The sequence below is a fragment of the Streptomyces sp. NPDC058872 genome, assembly GCF_042743065.1.
In the GTDB taxonomy this organism is placed as follows: domain Bacteria; phylum Actinomycetota; class Actinomycetes; order Streptomycetales; family Streptomycetaceae; genus Streptomyces.
This window is the reverse complement of sequence record NZ_JBHYMK010000003.1, coordinates 107556-130039: the sequence shown is the minus strand read 5'-3', so window position 1 is coordinate 130039 and position 22484 is coordinate 107556. Positions and strand designations below refer to the sequence as shown.

Annotated in this window: 19 protein-coding genes and 1 riboswitch; of the genes, 8 read left to right on the top strand and 11 right to left on the bottom strand. The window is 69.1% G+C overall.

Annotated features, from left to right (window positions below; all coding sequences use genetic code 11):
- Positions 1–132 precede the first annotated feature (132 nt).
- Positions 133–233, top strand: a riboswitch (glycine riboswitch).
- 157 nt (positions 234–390) lie between these two features.
- The 6 genes from gcvT to ACFW22_RS02720 all read left to right on the top strand — a co-directional run bounded on the left by gcvT (position 391) and on the right by ACFW22_RS02720 (position 5709).
- Entirely contained in the window at positions 391–1506 is a 1116-nt protein-coding gene (gcvT, locus tag ACFW22_RS02745; protein WP_386397843.1) for a glycine cleavage system aminomethyltransferase GcvT, read from the top strand.
- 77 nt (positions 1507–1583) lie between these two features.
- On the top strand, positions 1584–1961 hold the full coding sequence (gene gcvH, locus ACFW22_RS02740; RefSeq protein ID WP_386397841.1) for a glycine cleavage system protein GcvH: 378 nt from the start codon (positions 1584–1586) through the stop codon (positions 1959–1961).
- Between the two features lie 31 nt (positions 1962–1992).
- The gene (gene glyA, locus ACFW22_RS02735; RefSeq protein ID WP_384879907.1) at positions 1993–3252 is read left to right on the top strand and encodes a serine hydroxymethyltransferase; all 1260 of its coding nucleotides are present in this window, start codon (positions 1993–1995) and stop codon (positions 3250–3252) included.
- A gap of 161 nt (positions 3253–3413) precedes the next feature.
- Positions 3414–4799 (top strand): L-serine ammonia-lyase, encoded by a 1386-nt coding sequence (locus tag ACFW22_RS02730; RefSeq protein WP_386397836.1) that lies wholly within the window; start codon positions 3414–3416, stop codon positions 4797–4799.
- Between the two features lie 353 nt (positions 4800–5152).
- On the top strand, positions 5153–5320 hold the full coding sequence (locus ACFW22_RS02725; protein ID WP_386397834.1) for a hypothetical protein: 168 nt from the start codon (positions 5153–5155) through the stop codon (positions 5318–5320).
- Positions 5317–5709 carry a type II toxin-antitoxin system VapC family toxin gene (locus ACFW22_RS02720; protein WP_386397831.1) on the top strand — a complete coding sequence of 131 codons (393 nt, stop codon included), beginning with the start codon at positions 5317–5319 and terminating at the stop codon, positions 5707–5709. Before ACFW22_RS02725 ends, ACFW22_RS02720 begins: the two co-directional genes overlap by 4 nt.
- A gap of 294 nt (positions 5710–6003) precedes the next feature.
- On the opposite strand, the gene ACFW22_RS02715 is transcribed toward ACFW22_RS02720, so the two are convergent.
- Positions 6004–6870 carry a metallophosphoesterase family protein gene (locus ACFW22_RS02715; protein WP_386397828.1) on the bottom strand — a complete coding sequence of 289 codons (867 nt, stop codon included), beginning with the start codon at positions 6868–6870 and terminating at the stop codon, positions 6004–6006.
- 226 nt (positions 6871–7096) lie between these two features.
- Here ACFW22_RS02715 and ACFW22_RS02710 point away from each other — a divergent pair, with 226 nt between their 5' ends.
- A complete protein-coding gene (locus ACFW22_RS02710) occupies positions 7097–7822 on the top strand; it encodes a 4'-phosphopantetheinyl transferase (RefSeq protein ID WP_386397826.1) in 726 nt (241 codons plus the stop codon).
- 238 nt (positions 7823–8060) lie between these two features.
- On the opposite strand, the gene ACFW22_RS02705 is transcribed toward ACFW22_RS02710, so the two are convergent.
- The 10 genes from ACFW22_RS02705 to ACFW22_RS02660 all read right to left on the bottom strand — a co-directional run bounded on the left by ACFW22_RS02705 (position 8061) and on the right by ACFW22_RS02660 (position 21424).
- Positions 8061–9425, bottom strand: coding sequence for a cation:proton antiporter (locus ACFW22_RS02705; protein WP_386397821.1), 1365 nt, complete (start codon positions 9423–9425; stop codon positions 8061–8063).
- Between the two features lie 93 nt (positions 9426–9518).
- Positions 9519–11231 (bottom strand): chloramphenicol-biosynthetic FADH2-dependent halogenase CmlS, encoded by a 1713-nt coding sequence (cmlS, locus tag ACFW22_RS02700; protein ID WP_386397818.1) that lies wholly within the window; start codon positions 11229–11231, stop codon positions 9519–9521.
- Positions 11232–11249: 18 nt separating this feature from the next.
- A complete protein-coding gene (locus ACFW22_RS02695; RefSeq protein ID WP_386397814.1) occupies positions 11250–11870 on the bottom strand; it encodes a hypothetical protein in 621 nt (206 codons plus the stop codon).
- On the bottom strand, positions 11863–13233 hold the full coding sequence (locus ACFW22_RS02690; RefSeq protein ID WP_386397811.1) for a fatty acid--CoA ligase family protein: 1371 nt from the start codon (positions 13231–13233) through the stop codon (positions 11863–11865). The genes ACFW22_RS02695 and ACFW22_RS02690 overlap by 8 nt, the downstream gene beginning before the upstream one ends.
- Complete coding sequence (locus ACFW22_RS02685; RefSeq protein WP_386397808.1) at positions 13233–13925, bottom strand: SDR family NAD(P)-dependent oxidoreductase; 693 nt, start codon at positions 13923–13925, stop codon at positions 13233–13235. The genes ACFW22_RS02690 and ACFW22_RS02685 overlap by 1 nt, the downstream gene beginning before the upstream one ends.
- Before the next feature lie 23 nt (positions 13926–13948).
- Positions 13949–14260, bottom strand: a complete 312-nt coding sequence (locus tag ACFW22_RS02680; RefSeq protein WP_386397805.1) for a hypothetical protein — start codon at positions 14258–14260, stop codon at positions 13949–13951.
- A gap of 50 nt (positions 14261–14310) precedes the next feature.
- Entirely contained in the window at positions 14311–15612 is a 1302-nt protein-coding gene (locus ACFW22_RS02675) for an MFS transporter (RefSeq protein WP_386397803.1), read from the bottom strand.
- Positions 15612–18089 (bottom strand): ATP-grasp domain-containing protein, encoded by a 2478-nt coding sequence (locus ACFW22_RS02670; protein ID WP_386397800.1) that lies wholly within the window; start codon positions 18087–18089, stop codon positions 15612–15614. Before ACFW22_RS02670 ends, ACFW22_RS02675 begins: the two co-directional genes overlap by 1 nt.
- Positions 18090–18530: 441 nt before the next feature.
- Positions 18531–19757 carry a condensation domain-containing protein gene (locus ACFW22_RS02665; RefSeq protein WP_386397797.1) on the bottom strand — a complete coding sequence of 409 codons (1227 nt, stop codon included), beginning with the start codon at positions 19755–19757 and terminating at the stop codon, positions 18531–18533.
- A gap of 812 nt (positions 19758–20569) precedes the next feature.
- Complete coding sequence (locus tag ACFW22_RS02660; protein WP_386397794.1) at positions 20570–21424, bottom strand: alpha/beta fold hydrolase; 855 nt, start codon at positions 21422–21424, stop codon at positions 20570–20572.
- Between the two features lie 137 nt (positions 21425–21561).
- Between ACFW22_RS02660 and ACFW22_RS02655 the strand changes: the two genes are divergently transcribed.
- The gene (locus ACFW22_RS02655; protein ID WP_386397791.1) at positions 21562–22428 is read left to right on the top strand and encodes a LysR family transcriptional regulator; all 867 of its coding nucleotides are present in this window, start codon (positions 21562–21564) and stop codon (positions 22426–22428) included.
- The last annotated feature ends 56 nt before the right edge of the window (positions 22429–22484 follow it).

The window sequence follows — 22484 nt, the reverse complement described above, 5'->3', positions numbered from 1 at the left end:
CCTGAGGAGACCCTTGCCCAGGAAGTGTAAAGAAAGAGTAATGGGGCACAAGCGATTTGCCCCGCCGACCCCGCGTGCAATGATGTGCCCGCCAGGCGCGCACAGTCGCCGCACAATCGCATACCGGCCGCTCGAATCCGCGCGGGAGAGTTCCGGACCGCCGAGTGCGTCCGGGCGCCGAAGGAGCAAGACCCTCCCTTGAATCTCTCAGGCCCCGATACCGCGTGGATGAGGCAGATCTGAAAAGCGGGACGCCCTGGCGTCCCCACCCAAGGTGCAAGCCGAGGATGCCCTCGGTGAACCTCTCAGGTTCCATGACAGATGGGGAGGACGTCCTCGCCCGTCATGTTTTCCCCACCGATCACGCCCTTGGGACCCGGGAGCCACCCCATGAGCACTGCCCCCCGTCTGACCGCCCTCGATGCCCTGCATCGTTCGCTGGGCGCGACCATGACCGACTTCGCCGGCTGGGACATGCCGCTGCGCTACGGCAGCGAGCGCGACGAGCACAACGCCGTGCGCACCAAGGCCGGCCTCTTCGACCTCTCCCACATGGGCGAGATCACCGTCACCGGCCCGCAGGCCGTCGACCTGCTGGACTTCGCCCTCGTCGGCAACATCTCCACCGTGGGCAACGGCCGCGCCCGCTACACGATGATCTGCCAGGAGGACGGCGGCATCCTCGACGACCTGATCGTGTACCGCCTCGGCGAGACCGAGTACATGGTCGTCGCGAACGCCTCCAACGCCCAGATCGTCCTGGACGCCCTCGTCGCCCGCTCCGAGGGCTTCGACGCCGAGGTGCGCGACGACCGCGAGGCGTACGCCCTGATCGCGGTCCAGGGCCCGGAGTCCCCCGGCATCCTGAAGTCGCTCACCGACGCCGACCTGGACGGGCTGAAGTACTACGCCGGCCTGCCCGGCACCGTCGCCGGCCTGCCCGCGCTGATCGCCCGCACCGGTTACACCGGCGAGGACGGCTTCGAGCTGTTCCTGAAGCCCGAGCACGCCGAGGCCGTGTGGAAGGCGCTGACCGAGGCGGGCGAGGGCGTCGGCCTGATCCCCTGCGGCCTGTCCTGCCGCGACACGCTCCGCCTGGAGGCGGGCATGCCGCTGTACGGCCACGAGCTGACCACCTCCCTCACCCCCTTCGACGCCGGTCTGGGCCGGGTCGTGAAGTTCGAGAAGCCGGGCGACTTCGTCGGCCGCAAGGCCCTGGAGGCCGCGGCCGAGCGCGCCGAGAGCGCGCCGCCGCGCAAGCTGGTCGGCCTGATCGCCGAGGGCCGCCGGGTCCCGCGCGCCGGGTTCTCGGTCGTCAAGGACGGCGAGGTCATCGGCGAGGTGACCTCGGGCGCCCCGTCCCCGACCCTCGGAAAGCCGATCGCGATCGCCTACGTGGACGCGGCGCACGCCGAGCCCGGCACCCAGGGTGTAGGTGTGGACATCCGCGGCGCCCACGAGCCCTACGAGGTCGTGGCACTGCCGTTCTACAAGCGCCAGAAGTGACGCAGTCGTCCCACCCCGGGTCTCAGCCCGCGAGACCCGCGTACATCAGCACTCCCCAGATCCAGGAGAATCAGGTCATGAGCAACCCCCAGCAGCTGCGCTACACCAAGGAGCACGAGTGGCTGTCGGACGCCGAGGGCGGCGTCGCGACCGTCGGCATCACGGAGTTCGCGGCCAACGCGCTCGGTGACGTCGTCTACGCCCAGCTCCCCGAGGTCGGTCAGACCGTCACCGCGGGCGAGACCTGCGGCGAGCTGGAGTCGACGAAGTCCGTGAGCGACCTCTACTCCCCCGTGAGCGGCGAGGTCGTGGAGGCCAACCAGGACGTGGTGGACGACCCGTCGCTGGTGAACACGGCTCCGTTCGAGGGTGGCTGGCTGTTCAAGGTGCGCGTCGCGGAGACGCCGGACGATCTGCTCTCCGCCGACGAGTACACCGCGTTCTCCGCCGGCTGAGACCGGGCCCGAGACCCCTAGGGATCGATTCATGTCGCTTCTGAACACTCCCCTCCACGAGCTGGACCCGGACGTCGCCGCCGCCGTCGACGCCGAGCTCCGCCGCCAGCAGTCCACCCTCGAAATGATCGCCTCGGAGAACTTCGCTCCGGTCGCCGTCATGGAGGCCCAGGGCTCCGTCCTCACCAACAAGTACGCCGAGGGCTACCCGGGCCGCCGCTACTACGGCGGCTGCGAGCACGTCGACGTGGCCGAGCAGATCGCCATCGACCGGATCAAGGACCTGTTCGGCGCCGAGTACGCCAACGTCCAGCCGCACTCCGGCGCCTCCGCCAACCAGGCCGCCCTGTTCGCGATCGCCCAGCCCGGCGACACGATCCTCGGCCTGGACCTGGCGCACGGCGGCCACCTCACCCACGGCATGCGCCTGAACTTCTCGGGCAAGCAGTTCAACGTGGTGGCGTACCACGTGGACGAGGCCGGTCTGGTCGACATGGCCGAGGTCGAGCGCCTCGCCAAGGAGCACCGCCCCAAGGTGATCATCGCGGGCTGGTCCGCCTACCCGCGCCAGCTGGACTTCGCCGAGTTCCGCCGGATCGCCGACGAGGTCGAGGCCTACCTGTGGGTCGACATGGCCCACTTCGCGGGCCTGGTCGCCGCGGGTCTGCACCCGAACCCCGTCGAGTACGCGGACGTGGTCACCTCCACCACGCACAAGACGCTCGGCGGACCGCGCGGCGGCATCATCCTGGCGAAGAAGGAGTTCGCCAAGAAGCTGAACTCCTCGGTCTTCCCCGGCTTCCAGGGCGGCCCGCTGGAGCACGTGATCGCGGCCAAGGCCGTCTCCTTCAAGGTCGCGGCCTCGGAGGAGTTCAAGGAGCGCCAGCAGCGCACCCTGGACGGCGCCCGGATCATCGCCGAGCGGCTGGTCCAGGACGACGTCAAGCAGCACGGCGTCTCCGTCCTGTCCGGCGGCACCGACGTGCACCTGCTCCTGGTCGACCTGCGCGACAGCGAGCTGGACGGCCAGCAGGCCGAGGACCGCCTCCACGAGGTCGGCATCACGGTCAACCGGAACGCCGTTCCGAACGACCCGCGCCCGCCGATGGTCACCTCCGGCCTGCGCATCGGCACGCCGGCCCTGGCGACCCGCGGCTTCGGTGCCGAGGACTTCGCCGAGGTCGCCGACATCATCGCCGAGACCCTGAAGCCCGGCTTCGACGCCGAGGCACTGAAGGCCCGGGTGACCGCCCTCGCGGACAAGCACCCGCTGTACCCCGGCCTGAAGTAATTTCGTACCCTTTTGTTCCAGGGTTCGTCCGTACGAAAAATCCGGGGCACCGCGCACACTGGACAGTGGGCGCGGTGCCCCGGCCCTTTCCCTCCCCTTCCTGCTCGTTCTGCGCCACCCCGGCAGACAACGGCGTCTAGCCCCCCACAAGGAGTCCTCCCGTGGCCATCTCGGTCTTCGACCTGTTCTCGATCGGCATCGGCCCGTCGAGCTCCCACACGGTGGGCCCCATGCGCGCGGCCCGGATGTTCGCCCGCCGGCTGAAGAACGAGGGCCTGCTCGCCCACACCGCGGCGATACGGGCGGAGCTGTACGGCTCGCTCGGCGCCACCGGGCACGGACACGGCACCCCGAAGGCCGTCCTCCTCGGCCTGGAGGGCAACTCGCCCCGCACCGTCGACGTGGAGACCGCCGACGACGAGTTCGAACGGATCAAGGCGAGCGGCCGGATCAACCTGCTCGGCGCGCACGAGATCCCCTTCGACTTCGACGCGGACCTGATCCTCCACCGGCGCAAGGCACTGCCCTACCACGCCAACGGCATGACCGTCTTCGCGTACGACGCCGCGGGCGGCCTCGTCCTGGAGAAGACCTACTACTCCGTCGGCGGCGGCTTCGTCGTCGACGAGGACGCGGTCGCCGGCGAGAACCCGATCATCCCGGACGACACCGTCCTGAAGTACCCCTTCCGCACCGGCGACGAGCTGCTCCGCCTCACCAAGGACACCGGCCTGTCGATCTCCTCCCTGATGCTGGAGAACGAGAAGGCCTGGCGCACCGAGGAGGAGATCCGCACCGGCCTCCTGGAGATCTGGCGCGTCATGCAGTCCTGCGTCTCGCGCGGCATGTCCCGGGAAGGCATCCTGCCCGGCGGCCTGAAGGTCCGCCGCCGCGCCGCGACCTCCGCCCGCAAGCTGCGCTCGGAGGGGGACCCGGCCGCGCACGCCATGGAGTGGATCACCCTCTACGCGATGGCCGTGAACGAGGAGAACGCGGCGGGCGGCCGGGTGGTCACCGCCCCGACCAACGGCGCGGCCGGCATCATCCCCGCCGTCCTGCACTACTACATGAACTTCGGATGCGGCGGAGCCTCTCCGGAGGAGAAGGAGGACGGCGTGGTCCGCTTCCTCCTGGCGGCCGGCGCGGTCGGCATGCTCTTCAAGGAGAACGCCTCGATCTCCGGCGCCGAGGTCGGCTGCCAGGGCGAGGTCGGCTCGGCCTGCTCGATGGCGGCCGGTGCGCTCGCCGAGGTCCTCGGCGGCTCCCCGGAGCAGGTGGAGAACGCGGCCGAGATCGGCATGGAGCACAACCTGGGCCTGACCTGCGACCCGGTCGGCGGCCTGGTCCAGATCCCCTGCATCGAGCGGAACGGCATGGCGGCGGTCAAGGCCGTCACCGCGGCGAAGATGTCGATGCGCGGCGACGGCAGCCACCTGGTCTCCCTCGACAAGGTCATCAAGACCATGAAGGAGACGGGCGCCGACATGAGCGTGAAGTACAAGGAGACCGCGCGCGGCGGCCTCGCGGTGAACATCATCGAGTGCTGAGCCCGTAGGCCCTGACCAGCGCGTTTTCATCTTTCAGCGCGGTCAGGGCCTTCCCTGCCCGAACGGCGGAAAGTCCCTGGAATCTCCCCGGGACAGACAGGAAGGTCGCTGAAAAGTCCCTGGTGGATCCCCCACCGATGGGCGTGCGACCTGGAAGTTCGCGGCACCCGCGCAGCGATGGATGTCCCTCGGGCACAGCGGATCGAACCACCATCTGCCCGATAACAAGAGTCTTGTTATCGGGCCCCACGGCTACCTCCCCGGCGCCCGGCGAAGGGCCCGTCCGGCCCGTATCGGTCTCGCTCCACGAAGGCACCATCGCTGCCCTCAAGGCACGTACGGGCAAGCGAGGCATGTCCGCCTACGTCGAGTCCCCCATCCAGCGCCAACTGGAGCGGGACCGACTGCGCGAACTCATCGAGGACGCGGAAGCCGCGCACGGCCCGGTCGACCAGTCGGCTGTCGACGCCACACGTGCGGTCCTCCGCGGCGAGACGGCCGGCTCGGCGGACGCCGCGTGAGCGGCACGCTCGTCCTGGACCGCGAAGGCCTGTCCAAACTGGTACGACGCACACCTGGGATCACCGAGTGGCTCACGGCAGCCGAAGCCGAAGACATCCGCGTCGTCACCAGCTCCGTCACCCTCGTCGAAGCACGCGACCCCGAGGTCAACCAAACCCGCTTCGCCTACGCCGTCTCCCGCGTGAACATCGTCCCGCCCAACGAAGCCATCGCCCGCCATGCGAGCAAACTCCTGGCTGCGGTCGGGCTGCACGGCCACACGTACGCCCTCGACGCCATCGTGGCCGCCACCGCGCTCACCTCGCCGGCCCCAGCGACCGTCCTGACGTCGGACCCCGAAGACCTCCTGATGCTCTGCGGCCCCGGCGTCCGCATCATCGAGGTCTGACCGCGAGGCCTCGCCTCGCCCCGTCCCTGGCCGAGGCGATGAAGGCGATCACGCAGCTGCCGCCTCGACCGGCAGCGTCGGCGCGGGAAACGCCCTGATTCCCTGCACGCCCCCCCCAGGCCCTGGCCAACGCGATTGTTCCTTTCCACGCCGTCAGGGCCTCCGCGCCCACCCGGAATTCCGGACGGCGGCCTTGACCGAGGTCCCGCCGGTCCCGGTCTTCTCGGTCCTTTCGGAGCGACGTGCGGGCGAGGGGGCGAGCTCGGGCGGGACGCCCCCTCGGCCGTCCCGCTCCTACGGGGACGAAAGGCCCGTCTCCATCGGCAGGATGTGGCGCAGCCTTCCCGGTGATTCCCGGCGCGTGCGCCACTCACGCGGATATCCCACGGACACCTCCTCGAAGCGGACGCCGTCGCAATGGGTGGTCCGCGGGATGTGGAGATGGCCGTAGACCATGGCGACCGCACGGAATCTGCGGTGCCAGTCGGCGGTCAGCCGCGTGCCGCACCACATGGAGAACTCCGGGTACCGCAGGACATCCATGGGATGACGATCCAGCGGGTAATGGTTGACGAGGACGGTGGGCAGGTCCTCGGGGATTTCGGACAGCCTGCGCTCGGTCTCGGCGACCCGGGCCCGGCACCAGGCCTCGCGGCTCGGGTAGGGATCGGGGTGGAGCAGGTACTCGTCGTTGCACACGACTCCCGTGCCCCGCGCGTAGGCCAGCCCCTCGTCCTTGCTGTTGCAGCCGTCCGGCAGGAAGCTGTAGTCGTACAGCAGGAACAGCGGTGCCACGACGACGGGACCGCCGCCCCCGTCCCAGATCGGATACGGATCTTCGGGGGTGGTGACGCCCAGCTCGCGGCAGAGGTCCACCAGGTGTGCGTAGCGGGCGGTGCCGTACAGAGTGACGGGGTCCCGCGGGTGGGTCCACAGTTCGTGGTTCCCCGGAACCCAGATGACCTTGCGGAAACGGCTCGCCAGCACCTCGAGGGCCCATTGGACGTCGGCTACGGTCTCGGCGACGTCCCCGGCCACGAGCAGCCAGTCCTCGTCGGATTCGGGGCGCATCTTCTCGACGAGAGCGCGATTCTCCTCGTAACCGATGTGAAGGTCACTGATGGCCAAGAGCCGCTTCGTGCCGCCGGATTTCGAAGTCACCTCTCGCCTCCTCTGCACACGGAATGACGCCGCAAGGAAATGCGGTGAACGGTTCCGGGTTTCACAGTCGTCTCATTTCGTTTCCATCCGTCGAATCGGCGTCACGCCGAAAATTGCGGAATCAATACAGTAGGATCGGCGTGGAGCGCGACAGAGAGCAGGACTTTCGCGTACCGCATGGGAAACACCTGACCCCGATAATCCTCGGACACTTAGGAAACATTCCATGAACCAGTCTCAGGCGCGCATGAATGCGGACCTCATTTCCCAAGTCCTTCCGGCCGGCACCGTGGGAGTGGAATCCTGGGAGAACGGCCATGAGATCACGCTTTTCCCGGCCGAAGAGGAATACATCGCCGGAGCCACCCCGGCCCGTCACCGCGAGTTCCGGGACGTACGGTGGTGCGCCCGTCAGGCCCTGGCCTCGGTGGGCGCGCCCGCCGGCCCGCTGGTGCCCACCGCGACCGGCGCCGAGTTCCTGGTCCGGTATCCGACCTGGCCGCCGGGGTACACCGGCTGCCTGACCCACTGTGACGGATACCGGGCCGCCGCCGTCGCGGACGTCACCGACGTCCTCGCCCTGGGCATCGACGCCGAACCCCACGACCGCCTCCCCCCTCCGGCCCTCAGCAGGATCGCCGGCCCCGACGAGCTGGACGACCTGGCCGCGCTGCGCTCGAACCACCCGGGGGTGGCCTGGGACCGGGTCTTGTTCTCCGCCAAGGAGAGCGTCTTCAAGGCCTGGTTCCCGCTGACCCGACGGTGGTTCGATCTCCGAGACTGCACGATATCCCTCGACCCCGCCGCCGCGACCTTCACCGCGTGGCTGCGGCAGGACCTTTCGGACACCGTGCCGTCCGCACGGCCTGCGATCCTCGGCCGGTGGGCGGTCGGCGGCACCGCCTCCGAGGGGCACGTAGTGACCTCGGCGGTCATCCGACGGAGCCGTTGACGATGGTGGCCCTCCCCGACGGGACGGACGGTGTCGGGGAGGGCCACGACGGGACGGACGGTGTCGGGGCCGGCCGCGACGGGAACGACCGGCTGATCGACCCCGGAGCCCGCGGGGCCCGCGGCTCACGCCCCCTCGGACACCGCTGCCTGACGTTCGCGCTGCACCGCCACGCGTGGCGCCGGGGTCCGTCCGGTGGTCCGCAGTGCCAGGGGTCTCGTCGGCACGAGGAGGGCGTTCACCTGGCGGACGCGGCCAGTTCGTGCTCGGCGACGGGGCTCTCCGTGCGTTCTTCCGCGATGACGCCCTCCTGGACGAGGATCTCCCGCTCGATGTGGTCGGGCAGGGCCCAGCGGTAGAGCGGCATCGCGAGGGCGGTGGTGATCACGGCGACGAGCACCAGCATGGAGAAGAGCTCCTGGCCGATGATCCCCTGCGCCAGCCCGATGTTGATGAAGATCAGGATCATCAGACCGCGGGCGTTCATCAGACCGCCGATGGCGAGGGACTGGCGCCAGGGGAGACCGGCCCCTCGCAGCGCGAGGCCGCAGCCGAAGTACTTCCCGATGAATGCCGCCGCGAGGATGAGCAGGAAGGGGAGGACCATGGCCCATCCGCCGAGGCCGTCGAGCCGGGTGTTCAAGCCCGAGAAGGTGAAGAAGATCGGGAGCAGGAGGACGCTGACGACGTCCATCATGCGCGTGAGCACCGCCTCGCGGAACGCGTGGTTCTTCGGCATGGCCAGACCGGCGACGAATCCGCCGAACACGGAGTAGATGCCGATGTAGTCCGTGAAGTAGCCGGCCGCGATGACGACGCAGAGCACCGGGTACATCTGGTCGAGGCCGAACTTTCCGGTCCGCTCGACGTGGTCCCCGAGCGGCTTGAGGAGGGGGCGCACGACGAGGAGCATGAGGGCCACGAAGGCGAGGGAGAGACCGATCGTCCCCAGGGCCTTCGCGCCGCCGGCATCGGCGTGCATGGCCGAGATCACGGCGAGGAAGCACCAGGCCGCCACGTCGTCGAGGGAGGCGCCGAGCAGGGTCATCCGGCCCAGCGAGGTGTTCTGCAGGTCCCGCTCGTACAGGATGCGGGCCAGCATGGGGAAGGCGGTGATGGAGAGCGCACCGCCGACGAAGAGCACGAACTCGAGGCTGCCCACACCGGGCTCGGACAGACGGTCGTACATCAGCCAGCCGACGGCTCCGCCGAGCAGCAGCGACGGAACCATGCCGGACACCGCGAGCAGGGCGGCCTGCTTGGCCTCCTGCTTCCCGTTGGAGCTGCCGCTGTGGTCGAAGCCGACGCCGACCAGGAACATGAACAGCGTGAGGCCGATGGTGCTGAGCACGTAGAGGACCGGCTTGACCTCGGGCGTGAAGATGAACTTCTGCCCCTCGGGCCACAGGAGGCCGAAGAGCGTCGGGCCGAGGAGCACACCGGCGACCATCTCACCGAGCACCCGGGGCTGCTTCACCATCAGGGCGAGGCGGCCGCACACCCAGGAGGCGGCCATGATGACGATCAGGGCCGGAAGGACCTTGAGAACCAGGTCAAGGCTCTTGTCCGTGACCGCCGCGGCGATCTGGACCGATCTGGACATACTCATTTCCCCCTATCGGATTCGCTGTGCAAAGCGGCCGCAACCGCTCGCGGGAGCCCGGCCGGTGCCGGGGCGGGGTAGGACCGGCGGACCCTAGACCTCGTACTCGGTGCCGACGCCGTCGAACCGCAGGCGGTCCTGGATGACGACCTGGTCGCCGTTCTTGTCGAAGCCGCGCAGCAGGCCGGCCTCGAAGAGGCGGATCACGATTTGGGAACTGACGTCGGCGCCGTCGGCGTCGGCCAGCTCGCCCTCCAGCTCCTTGAAGCCGAAGTTCTCCTGCTGCATGCGCTGGAGGATCTTCTGGTGCCGCTCGTCCAGGCGCCACTTGAGCATCTCGCGGCCGGACTCGTTCGCCACCACCTGCTTGGGCATGAGGCGGAAGTCGACCGGGTCGATCTTGTAGTAGGGCTTGAGGAGGACCTCTTCGCCGACCCACTCCAGTCGCGTGATCTTCCGCAGCATCTTGTTCAGGTTCGCCACCCACCGCACGCGGGCCGGGACCAGTTCGTCGTCGGAGAACTCGGAGCTCAGCCCGTCCCGCTGGTGGCGCCCGATGCTCATCATCGTGGTGGCGCGCTCCCGGAACACCTCGGCCGACCAGCCCGAACCGTCGTCCGCGTTGACCAGGTCGCTGAACCAACGGCGGCGCTCGACCCGGTCGTCGTCGGACGCGCGGATCCGGCGCTTGGACCAGAACTCGGAGTCCGGCTCGCTGAACGAGGCCATCGTGTAGAAGGCGGCCAAGAACTCGTGGTACTTCTCGTAGGTCTCCTGGTAGGCGCGGGTGTACCAGGCGTGCACCGTCTCGGACTCGTCCGGATGCGTGCTGAGGCGGTCGATGGCGGCTGCGGCGGACACCGCCGACTGGGCGGCCATCTGGACGCCCTGCGAGAACAGCGGGTCGGTGAAGGCCGCGGCGTCGCCGCTGAGGAACCAGCGCCCGTCGGAGTACTGCTCCGAGTCGTAGGACCAGTCGTGGACGATGCGCACCTGGTCGCAGCGCTCGGCCCCGTCGAGGATGGCCACGGCTCGGTCGGCCTTCGCCAGCGTCGAGGTGTAGAACTCCTCGTAGCCGCGCTCCTTGACCTCGTCGGCCTTCGAGCGGTCGACGACGAGACCGACGCTGTACACGTCGCCCTTGAGCGGAATCATCCAGACCCAGCCGTCCTCGAAGGTGATCGAGAACGTGGTGCCCTTGAGGTCGCCCTCGAACGGGTCGGCCATCTTGAAGTACGACCAGATCGCGAAGCTCCGGAAGTACTCGTCGTAGCGGCGCTTCTTCAGCTGGCGGGCGAGCGGTCCGCCGGAGCCGCCGGCGTCGATGACGTAGTCGAAGGCGTCGGTCCTGGTCTCGCCGGAGAGCTTGTAGGAGACGGTGACGCGGTCCGGGTCGGAGATGTCCACGGCGTTCACGGGGGTGTTCATGTGGAGGGGGATGCCGCGCTCGCGGACCTCCTCGACGAGCATGTGGTCGAATTCGCCGCGGTCGACCTGGATGGCGTGGTCGAGGACCCACGGCGCGGTCTTCGGGGTGGAGAAGGAGAACGTCCAGGGCACCTCGCCCTTGCCCCACAGGAAGGTCGCCGACGGCTTCTTGAGGAAGCCGGCCTCCTTGATCTTCTCCTCCAGGCCGAGGCGGTTGTAGATCGAGAGCGAGCCCGGCAGGAAGGACTCCCCGACCCGGTAGCGCGGGAAGGAGCCCCGCTCGAAGACCACGGCCTCGTGGCCGAGCTTGTCCAGGGTGAGGGCGGCCGCACAGCCGGTCGGGCCGGCGCCGATGATGGCCACACGCTGCTGGTTCATGGCGATGTCCTTACGGGTCTACTGAATGGGAAGGGACTTGATGCGGCTGGGCACGAGGTACGATCGGGCGCCCGGGGCGTCCTCGAAGAGGGTGAGCCCCGCCTGGATGCGGCAGTCGTCGCCGACCGTCACGCCCGGCGCGAGCTGGCAGCCGATGCCGATGAAGTTCCCGGAGCCGATCGTGACCGTGTTGCCGGTGTGGAAGTTCGGCGAGATGAAGTTCAGCGATCCCACGTGCGAGTGGTTGCCGATGCTCGACTTGTAGTGGAGGACGTTGAAGCTCCCGAGGGTGGCGTTCACCCCGACGTAGTTCTCGGGCCCGATGATGTTCCCGACCCCCTGCAGGGCGTCCTCGTCGACGGTCGAGGTCGCGTCGACCACGTTGATCGCGTCGAGGTTCCACGCCTCGACGTAGTCCCGGACGGCCACCGCCCGGAGCTCCATGTCCGCCACGGCCAGGACGACCCGGGTGCCGTCGGGCAGCGCCTCCCGGGAGATCTCCTCCCACCGGCCTTCCGGAACCGTGACCTCCTCGCCCGGGAGGGCGAGGAAACGGTCGACGGCGTGCCCCGCGCCGCGCACGTAACGGGCGACTTCGGCGGCGAACTTGGATGCTCCGAGGAGCACGACATCAGCCACGGTTCAGCTTCCTGTCCTTCTTGAAACGGGCCGAGAAGGCCGTCTGGGCGACGATGGTGACCTTGGTCGGAATCTTGAACGGCTCGACCTTGCCGTCAAGGAAGTCCCTTATGTGACGCCGGAGTTCGACCTTGGAGAGGTTTCCTGCCGGCACGACCTCGACATGGACCGCCTGGCCGGTGATGGAGTTGGGCATGCCGAAGACCACGCAGTCGGAGATCTCGGGACTGCCGAGGAGAATGGACTCCAGTTCGAGCGGGAGCACCTTCTCGCCGCCGACGTTGATGACCTCGGCCGCCCGGCCCTTGACCTTGATGTAGCCGTCCCCGGTCTCCTCGACCAGGTCGCCGGTGCGGAACCAACCGTCCTCGGTGACGGCCTCGTTCGAGTAGTTCAGGTATCCGAGGAACTGGGTCTTCGTCCGCAGTTGGAGCTCGCCGTCGACGATCCGGTACTCGGAGCCGTCGTCCTCGATCCGGAAGGAGGTGCTGGAGGAGGACTTGCTGCTGGTGGTCGAGATGCCGGTTTCGCTCGTCCCGAAGGTCTGGAGCAGACGGGCTCCCGGAATCACCGCGTGCACCCGCTTGAGGAGCTCCTCGGGCATCGGTTCGGTCCCGTAGGTGATGAGCCGCAGGCTCGACAGGTCGTGCTTCTCGTGGAACCCGCCGATGAGGATGAGGTTCAGGAAGGTCGGGCTGGTCGGCAGCAGGCGGATGCCGTACTTCTCGACCAGCGAGCAGATCTCACCGGGAGTCCGCTCGGCGGGGATGACGGCGGTCGCCCGCGAACGCAGCACCCCGAGCAGCGAGTTGATCCCGCCGATGTGGTCGGCCAGCAGGAAGAGCAGGATGTTGCGCGGGGTCCGGCTGACGTGCTCGGGCGCGTCCGCCTTCTCCGCGAAGATCGCGTCGAGGTCGTGGAGGATCGCCTTCGGCTTCCCCGTCGAGCCGCTGGAGAGCAGGATGAGACCGGACGCCCCGGACGCCCGGAGGGCGTCGACGCGCTCGGACGTCTCGCCGCCGGCCGGGTCACAGCGCTCCACGGTGACCTCGTCGCCCACCGCGACGACGTACTCGGCACGACAGGTGCTCCGCACGGCCTCGTGGCTCGCCTCGGTGAACGACACGATGGGGACGACGACGTTCCGGCGCAGGTAGAGCGCGTAGAACGCGGCGATCTGGGAGAAGGAGAAGTCTCCGTGCAGGACGGCCGTCGCCCCCTCCTCCACGCCCGATGCCTCGAACAGCGCCCCCAGCCGGTCGATCTCGTCGGCCAGCTCCGCGTAGGAACGGGTGATCCCGCGGTCGATGACGGCAACGCGGTCGTTCAGGCTCCTCAGCCGGGCCGTCAGTGTGTCGCGCACTAGTGGACTCCTCCCAGATAGATCGTTTCGCCGGTGACGAACCCGGACCGCTCCGACGTCAGGAACTCCACCGGGCCGACCAGGTCCTCGAACTCGCACATGCGGCCGATGGTCTGTCGCGCGAGGACGTTCGCCCGCGCCTCGTCGGGAAGCGTCCGCGTCAGGACCGTCCTGACGATCGGCAGCCCCAGGGCGTTCACCCGGATGCCGAAGGACGCCAGTTCCTTGCTCATGACCCGGGTCGCCTGCTCGACGGCGCCCTTGCTCGCCGAATAGACCAGTTGGCCGTCGAGGGCCCACGGGACGGCGACCGTCGAGATGTTGAGGATGGACGTGCTCGCCCGCTCGCTCCTCTGGAGCAGCTTGGTCGCCTCGCGGCTGCATCCGAGCACCGCGAAGAAGTTGATGTCGAAGATCTTCCGGGTCGTCTCCTCCGGGGTCAGCATGAAGTGGTTCATGGTCGCGGTCCCGGCGTTGTTGACCACGCTGTCGAGGTGGCCGAACTCCTGCCGGATGGACCGGAACATGCGCTTCAGCTGCTGCGGGTCGGTCAGGTCCGACTCGAAGTGGCGGTACCGGGGGTGGTCGATCGTGGAAGGGCGCCTGCTGCAACCGATCACCGTGTCCCCGCACTCCAGGAAGTGCTCCGCCAAGGACTTTCCGATCCCGGTACGGGTCCCGGTGATCAACATCGTCGCCATGGTGTCGCGGCCGCTCAGGCGTCGGCCATGACGCCGGCCTCCTCGAGCTCGCCCATGGCGAACTCGACGAGCCGACGGGTGCTGCTGAAGGGGCTGATCCGCTGCGACACCGCCTTCTCGGAGGTCAGCGAGATCTCCACGTCGTACTCGTCCTCGATCGCCTCTTCGACGCGCGCGAGGAAGTTCACCAGCTGCATCGAGTCGAAGACGGCCGCGTTCCCGTAGAAACTCACCTCCATCGGGTTGTCGGTCGGGATCTTCTCCTCGCGTCGCTCGTTCAGTTCCTCGATGACGCCGAGGATGAGGGCGAGCAGGCGTTCCTGCATGGTCTTCTCCTTTGCTGGATGAGGGGGAGCCGGAGGGCGGGGGCCGCCGGTCAGGAGGCCGCTTCGGCGGAGGGCGAGCCGGCCGGGACCGATCCCGGGTCCGGCGATCCGGCCTCCGTCGCCGATTCGGAGCGCGCGAGCCTGCCGCCGACCGCCATGATCAGGCCGGCCGCCGCGACGAAGACCGACGAGAGGACGACCATGCCCGACGCTCCCCAGGTGACGAGCACGGCGACCAGGGCGGGCCCCGCGATGTTCGCGAGGGAGCCGCCGAGGCTGAACACGGCCAGGTACTCGGCCTTCTTCGATTCCGGCGCGTGGCGGATCGACAGCTCCCAGGCGCCCGCGCCCTGGAAGAGCTCGCCGCAGGTGAGCACGACGATCGCCACCACCAGGATCGCGATGCTCAGCCAGACGTTGGTGTACAGCGTGGGGATCAGCACCAGGCTGAACAGGGCAAGTGCCAGCCCGGACCGCAGGAGGGAGCGGGTGCCGTCCGCAGTGCTCTTGATGTTCTTCGCGAAGTGCACCTGGAAGACGATCGCGAGGATGGTGTTGAGGAAGAGGAGGGCGCTGAGCAGGGCCTCGGGCGCGTTCGTCGCCTCGACCAGCCACAGCGGGACGGCCACGCCGAGGAGGACGGGGTGCAGGAAGAGGACGCCGTTGACGGCGGAGAGGGCCAGGTAGGGGCGGTCCTTCGCGACGTCGACGAGCCCGGCGTACCACTTCTGCGCGGTCGGCTCCGAGGACGAGGTGTCGACGTCCAGGAAGCGGAAGACCAGCGCCGACAGCATGCTGCACGCGGCGCCGGCCAGGAGGACCGACCGCAGCCAGGACAGCCCGCCCATCGAGATCAGGGGGGCGGCCGCGAGCGTGCCGACCGACATCCCGACGTTGATGACGGAGCTGATCACGCCGAGTATGCGGGTGCGGTCGGTGCTGCTCGAGGTCGTGTTGATCAGGATCTGGACCATGGGGAAGATCGGCGCCCGCGACACCATCACCATGGAGGCGCACAGGGTGAAGGTGACCATGTTCTCGGAGAAGGCCAGCGCCACCATCCAGGCCGCGCGCCAGAGTTGGAGCGATCTCAGCAGGGTGAGCGGGCCGAGGCGCTTCGCGAGGAGCGTGACGGGGACCGTGGTCAGGAAGCCGACGAGACCGGCGATGGTCAGGCCGATGCCGACCTGGGCCGCCGTCAGGCCGATGCCCTTCAGGAAGTACAGCGTGCTGCCTGCCAGGTAGAACCCGCCGCTGGAGGCGTTGATGACGACTCCGAAGGCGATGATGCGGTGGTTCCGTCCGGGAAGCGAGTAGTCGCTGGCCAGCTTCTTGATGGTGTTCTTGATCATCACTTGGCCTTCGGTGACGGGAGCGGCGTGAGCCGGATGTCGATGAGCGCCTCCGCCTTGTCGAGGACGGCGTGGCACTCCTCGGGGCTGTCGCCGGCGACGATGACGGCGAGCACGCGCGGCTGCACGCCGCGCGGGGGCAGTTGGAGCGGGGTGGGCGGCTGGATCAGGGGCACCACCTGCACGACCCCGTCGAGCTGTTCGGCGGCGGCGGTGTCGAGGGACTCCACGGTCCCGTCCTCCGCCGGGTAGAGGAACCTGATCTCGACGCACCGATCGCGCACCTGCTCGGTGTCGGGTCGGTGCCCCAGCGCGATCGACACCGCGGCGGACGTCAGGTCGACACCGGTGGCGAGGTGGCCGAGGAGCGGGATGAAGTCGCCGCCGAGGCGTCCGTTGAGCTCGATCAGCTTCGGTCCGGACGACGACAGCCGGACCTCGGCGTGCGTCACGCCGTCGGTGATGCCCAGGTCCCGGTGGGTCTGGACGAGCATGCTCCGCACCTCGTCCGCCCACGGCTCGTCGCGCCACGGGGCGATGAGGTGCCCCATCTCCTGGCAGTAGGGCTCGAAGCCGAGGCGCTTGCGCGCCACGTTCACCGGCTGCACCTCGCCCTGGAAGACCACGGAGTCGACGCTGATCTCCGGGCCGTCGACGTACTCCTCCACGATCGAGCCGCCGAGCGGGGTCAGCCCGGGGAAGCTGCTCGTCACGGTCATGGCGAAGTGCCGGGCGAGCTCCTCCCGGTCGTTCGCCTGGGCCACGCCCACGCTGCCCGCGAGCGAGCGCGGCTTGATGACGACCGGGTAGCCGAAGTCCCGGGCGGCCTCCAGCGCCTGCTCCTCGGTGTCGACGCGGGCGAACCGGACGAGGCCGGTGGACTGCAGCGTCCGGGTGGAGAGCTTGTCCCGGCAGTTCGCGGCGGCCGTCGGCGACATGTGGCGCATGCGGAGCCGCGCGGCCGCGGCCGCGGTGTCCTCCAGGAGGGCCTCGGCCCACGTCATGACGCCGACGTTGCCGTCGTGCTCCGCGAAGAGGTCGCCGAGCGCCTCCACCAGCGAGTCGGGCTTGGTGTCGGGGACCTGTCGGTGAGCCGTGATGTACGCGTGCTCCCAGGTCGCCTCCGAGGTGCTGACGAGGGCGATCCGCGTGCCCTTGGCGACCGTCTCGTACGCGTACTCGCGGTACTGGCGCTCGCCGGATCCGACGAAGACGACCAGCTCGGGGGCGTCCGGGTCGACGGGACGGCAGCGGAAGTCGTAGGCGGCGACGGTCCGTTCGACCTTCGCCAGCACCTCGGCGCTGGAGCGCCCGCGGAACCGGAAGCGAGCCCCGGAGCCCTCGTAGCTGTGCTCGTGTCCGGGGGTGGCGACGATCGTCTGTCCCCGGATCGGACGGACGGTCTCGTACGGGCCCTTCTCGGCGGACGGCGCGAGCTCGGACGCGATGACGCGGCACGGCCGGACCTCCGGCGTCCTCACCAGCAGCCAGCCGGCGCGCTCGGTCTCCTCGACGGGCGGCAGCGACCGCGCCTCGTCGGGAACCGGGTCCCCGACCTGGAGCGCGAAGGCGGCCTTCATGAGGTCGATGCCGTGGATCTCGCGCCACAGGAAGGGGATTTCGGCCCCTCCGGGTCGCGCTCCGATCTCCAGGAACTGCACCTCCGGCGCCTCCTGCGGGCCGGAGACGAAGAGCTCCAGGTGGAAGACGACGGGACCGGCGCTGAGGGCGGCGGTGGTCCGGGTGGTGAAGTCCTCCACGCGGGCGAGGAGCACCGGGTCGTCGATCTCGACCGAGCCCAGCGGCTCGCCCTTGGTGTAGCCGAAGCAGGTGTTGACGTACCGTGACGCCCGCCAGGCGCCGAGCCCGAGTCCGTCCCCCAGGCTGACCCCGTCGACGTGCAGGACGTCGTGCGGGAGGTACGGCTGCACGAGGAGGGTCTCGTCGGGCGGGAAGGCGAACGCGGCGAGGTCGTCGGCGGAGTCGAGGCGCGTGATGCCGATGCTCGACGTACCGCACGCCGGCTTGAGCAGGACGGGCCAGCCGTGCTCGTCAGCGAACGACCGCACCACCTGGTGGTCGGCCGCGTGCGCGGTCGCGGGCACGGCGACTCCGGCCTCGGTCAGCTGCTCCGCCATGACCAGCTTGTCGCGGAACGGCGCCAGCTCCGCCGGGGTCTGGCCGGGGACGCCGAGTTCCTCGCGGAGGACGGCGGCGAGGTCGAGGTCCGATTCGTTGAGGGCGACGATGCGGTGGGGCACGCCGTACCGGGCGATGAGCTCGTCGACGGCGCCCCTGAGCAGGGACTCGTCCTTCGTGCTGGCGATCTGCTGCACCGCGGCCGCCGTGCCGGGGATCGAGCCGAGCGACCATGGCGCGGCAATGTACGTGACCGTGTGGGCGGTGTGGTCGACGTACGACTCGTACTCCGCGAAGCGGTCAGTCCATTGATGCAGGATCATGACGTGCTGCGACACTATTCCTCCAGAACGGTGCAGTGGATGGATGTGCGACCGGCGGCTCGGCCGGTCGGCGGTTCGCTCGGAGCAGCGGGGAATCCGGTCGTCCCGGTGGCGTCGGCGGCCGGGACGCCCCGCCTTGGCGTCCCGGCGCGCGAAGGCGCGACCCGCCCGACGGCCGGAGACGTCGCCCGAGCCTCCCCCGAGCGGCGTGAGGACGGACGCACGGCGACGACGCCCTCGACCGCTGTGCCCGCTCCGCCCCTCTCGCAGCGGGTCCACTGCGATGATTGCTGCTTCGCGGCTGTTCACGGGTGCGCGTGGAGCCGGCTACCCGCCGGATGCCGGGTGGCCGGAGCGGCCGCGCTCCGTGTCTTCACCGCGCGGTTCCGTCGCGCCCCGCCCCTTGTCCGGCGTGTGCGACGACGCCGCAACGGAGGACGGGACCGGCGACCGAACCTACTCGGCCGGGGAAACCTCTTCCCCGGCCGCGCCGAGGAGGATCTCCTCCATCAGTCGGAGGACGTCCGTGATCCTCTTGTAGTCGGTCGCCGAGGAGTTTTCCTGGAGCGTCGAGACGATGGCCTCGCCCTCCTGCACCTGGAGGTAGAGCGGCGCGCCGATGTTGCGACCGGTCGTCCCGGTCTCCAGGCTCTCCGGGACGGAGAGCCGGTCCTTCTGGTATTCGCCCAGGTAGTTGAAGAAGTAGGTGAAGAGCCCGCTCACCGATCCGTCGAAGCAGCCGTTCACCGTGCCGGTGAAGCCGTGTTCGGTCGCGATCTCCAACATGTCGTCGACGTTGTACTCACCGTGCCGGTAGGACTTGAACAGCTCCCAGTGGACCTTGGTGGCAAAGGCGCCGAACGACTCGTCCGGGTCGTTGCGGACGACGAGGGGAATGAGCTGGTTCTGGGTCGTGAGCAGCTTCTCCCAGCGCGGGTCGCTGCGGTTGTTGGTGTGGACCGCGACCATGATCTCGTCCAGGCCGTCGTACTGCGCGGCGGCGCGGCAGTAGGCGCTGAGGACGACGGAGGAGAGCGAGAGCCGGTGGGCCTCGGCGATCCGGTGGACGGCGTCGGTCTGCTCCGTGGTGCCGTAGCGGCCCCACCGGACGTTGACCGACTCGGGCGCCTCGTCCCGGACCATGGGCGGCGCGCTGCGGAACAGCTTCTGCCAGTGCTTGCGGGCCGACCTCCGGCGCGTCTCGTTGGCCTCGGCCCACTGCTCCTCCGCCAGCGACCGGCACGTCGGGGCCTCGCCCCCGGGGAGGGCGTCAACGGAGAGAAGGGTCAGGAACTCCCGCTGCAACTGGTTGATCGACCAGCCGTCCGTCGCGATGTGGTGGAGACAGATGACCAGCCAACGGAGTTCACCGTCCTCGGCCACCAGGACCATGCGCCACGGCGGTTCGGTCGCGAGGTCGAAGGACTCGCCACCGAGGGAATCCGCCGCCTTCACCGGATCGGTCTCCTGCGGCGGGCCGGCGATGACGACCGGTTGTGGCTGGAGGACGATTTGTGTGGGGGTCTTGCTGTCGATGTCCGCGTAACGCGTGCGGAGGGCCTCGTGTCGTTCCTGCAGGGTGGTCAAAGCCTCTTCGACCTGCTGGGGGGTGGTTCCCGGCGGCAGTTTCCAGACCTGGGGCAAATTGGCCGCCAGCGGGTCGATGTTCCGGATGGAGCGCAAAAGAGAGAGCTGCCCGAAAGTAACGGGAGCCCTGACGACTTCATTCGCATGCATATGAAATAAACCTATTCGCTCCGTGACGTCGGCACACGACCCGTATCGACGTCAGCACCTCGACTTGACCGTCGCGGTCAGGCTTTCGCGGAAGGCCCGACCGGTCTTACGCCAGCGCCCGGGCTGCAGGTAACACATCAAGGCGCTGGAAAGTGCTTCTTGAGATCTGAAGAGACACCTGAGGTCCGACGTGGCGTCGTCGACACGCGGGCACAGGCCAGAGCAAGTCCGACCTCAAGGCATCACTAAAGCGGAGGAATTTCATCTCTGCGGATTCGACACTCAGCCACGATCGTCGACGATCAGAGCTTCGGCCAGGGAATGCACAGACACGGACAGCTGCTTCAAAATAGCTTCATTGCACGACTCGAAGGCGCCGAAGAGGGCCAACGTGAGATAAACCTAGATCCACTACTGGAAGACGGTCAAGGGGTGATCGCCTTTCACGTCAAGTTCCCGGCGGACACAGAAAATGGAATCACCATTCCAACCCCAGAACGGAAATGTCCGATTGAAATTCGGCATGCGTCGTTTACTCCTCGGTGGGGCCACGTTGACGCCTCGGCGGCCTTCGCCGGGAACGGCAGGCACCGCACCACCGGCGAAGCGGTCGCGCACGGCCTGCCGGACCCGGACTCCCGCAGACGGACGGGTGCCGTTCGAGCGGCTCCCGTCCCTCGTCCCACAGCGCCCTGCGCGCCGTGCCGAACGTCCACCCGTCACCGGACGGTCACCGAGGGACGCGTCTCGCGTCCCGGTCACGCCCCGTCGGGGGCGAAGAAGGCGGAGAGCGCCGCCGCGACCGCCTTGGCGTCGTTCTCCATCGGGATGTGGCCCGCGTTCGGGACGCGAACCAGCTCGGCGTGCGGCACCTCCCGGGCGAAGCGTTCGGCGTACGCGACGCCCTGGAAGGTGTCGTCCTCTCCCCACACCAGCAGCTTCGGCATCTCCGAACGGCTCAGCGCCGGAACCAGGTCGAGGGTGTAGCGGCAGTCGGCCGCACCGGCCAGCGCCATCCAGGAACGACCGACGCGCCTGCTGCGCCAGGGGTCGAGGTACTCGGAGATCTCCGCCTCGGCGGCCGGCCGCCCCAGCGCGGCGGTGATCGCGGTGCGCCGGGCGGCGAGCAGCTCCTCCACGCTCGTGGCGGCCACCACCTCGGGGTTCCGGAACCGGTCCACGCCCGGCACCGGCCACGAGTCGTAGGTCACCGAGTTGACCAGGGCCAGCCTGGCCACCTCGGCGTCCCCGCCGACCGCGAGGTGCTGGGCAACGGCTCCGCCGATGTCGTGGCCGGCCACCCGCAGCGGCTCGTCGACGCCCACCGCGGCGGCGAAGCGCCCCACCCAGCCGGCGAGCGCCGGCACGGTGGCGGATTCGAGGTCCAGTTCGCCGGCCGACTGGCCGAGGCCGTGCAGGTCGACGGCGATGGGCCGCAGCCCCGCCGCCGCCAGCTCCGGCAGCACCGGCAGCCACACCCGGCTCCAGTAGGTCCCGTGCAACAACAGGACGGTCGGGAGTTCCGCGCCGCCGTCCGCCCCCGCCGCGGTGAGATAGCTGGCGGGTCTGCCGTCCACATCAACGGCCTTGCGGGTGACGGTTATCGACGACATGTCGCCTCCGGAGTCGTGCCCTCGAAATTGGACGACACGACCTTCCTAGCCTACGCAGACGTCCGTCAAATACCATTGCGGGCATGGGGGCATGGTCCATCGGCATAGATGCTGGTGAGCGGCCAGGGTATACGGGGGTGGGTATAGTGCGACTGTCGCAGTTGCGGATCTTGCTGGCCGTCGCCGAGCACGGCGGGTTCACCGCCGCGGCGGAGCAGACCGGCAAGTCCCAACCGACCATGAGCCGGTCGATCGCCGCGCTGGAGGCAGATCTGGGCGCGGTGTTGCTGGTGCGGCGCCGGGACGGCGTCGCCCTCACCGAGGCCGGGCAGCAGGCCGTCACCCGGGCCCGGGAGGCGATACGGCACTTCGACCTCATCCGTCCGGGCGTGGCGGCTGCCGCCGGACAGGTGAGGGGGCCCCTGCGGCTCGCGAGCCTACCGAGCGCCACCGGGACGCTGATCGCCGCCCGACTCCGCACCTTCAGCGACCGTTACCCCCAGGTCGGCGTGCGCCTTCTGGAGGGTTACAGCCCCGAGATACGCGGCTGGCTCCAGAACGGGGCCGCGGAGATAGGCGTGGTGATCCTCCCGGAACCCGGGATGCACACCGTGCCGTTGGGGACGGACACGATGGTCGCGTTATTGCCGCGGGGGCACGCACTCGCCGCGAGGGAGACGGTGCCCGTGCAAGCACTGGCGCGCGAGCCGTTCATCCTGACGACCGGCGAATGCCGACCGGTCATCCTGGACGGCGTGCGCCGCGCCGGCGCCACCCTCGACGTCGCCTACGAGGCCGGCGAACTGTCGGCCATCATCGCCATGGTGGAAGCGGGCCTGGGAGTGACCATCGTGCCCGCCCTGGGCCTGCCCGCGCATCTCGGCAGCGCCGTCGCCCGCCCCCTGAACGTGTCCATCGCCAGGAACCTCGCCCTGGCGGTGCCCTCCCTCGACGACTGCACTCCGGCCGCCCGGGCGTTCCTGGAGCACGCACTCGTCCCTTGAGCCGGCGCGGGACTCCGCACGGGCCCTCCGGGCGCGCCCGGGTCCGACGACCGGCG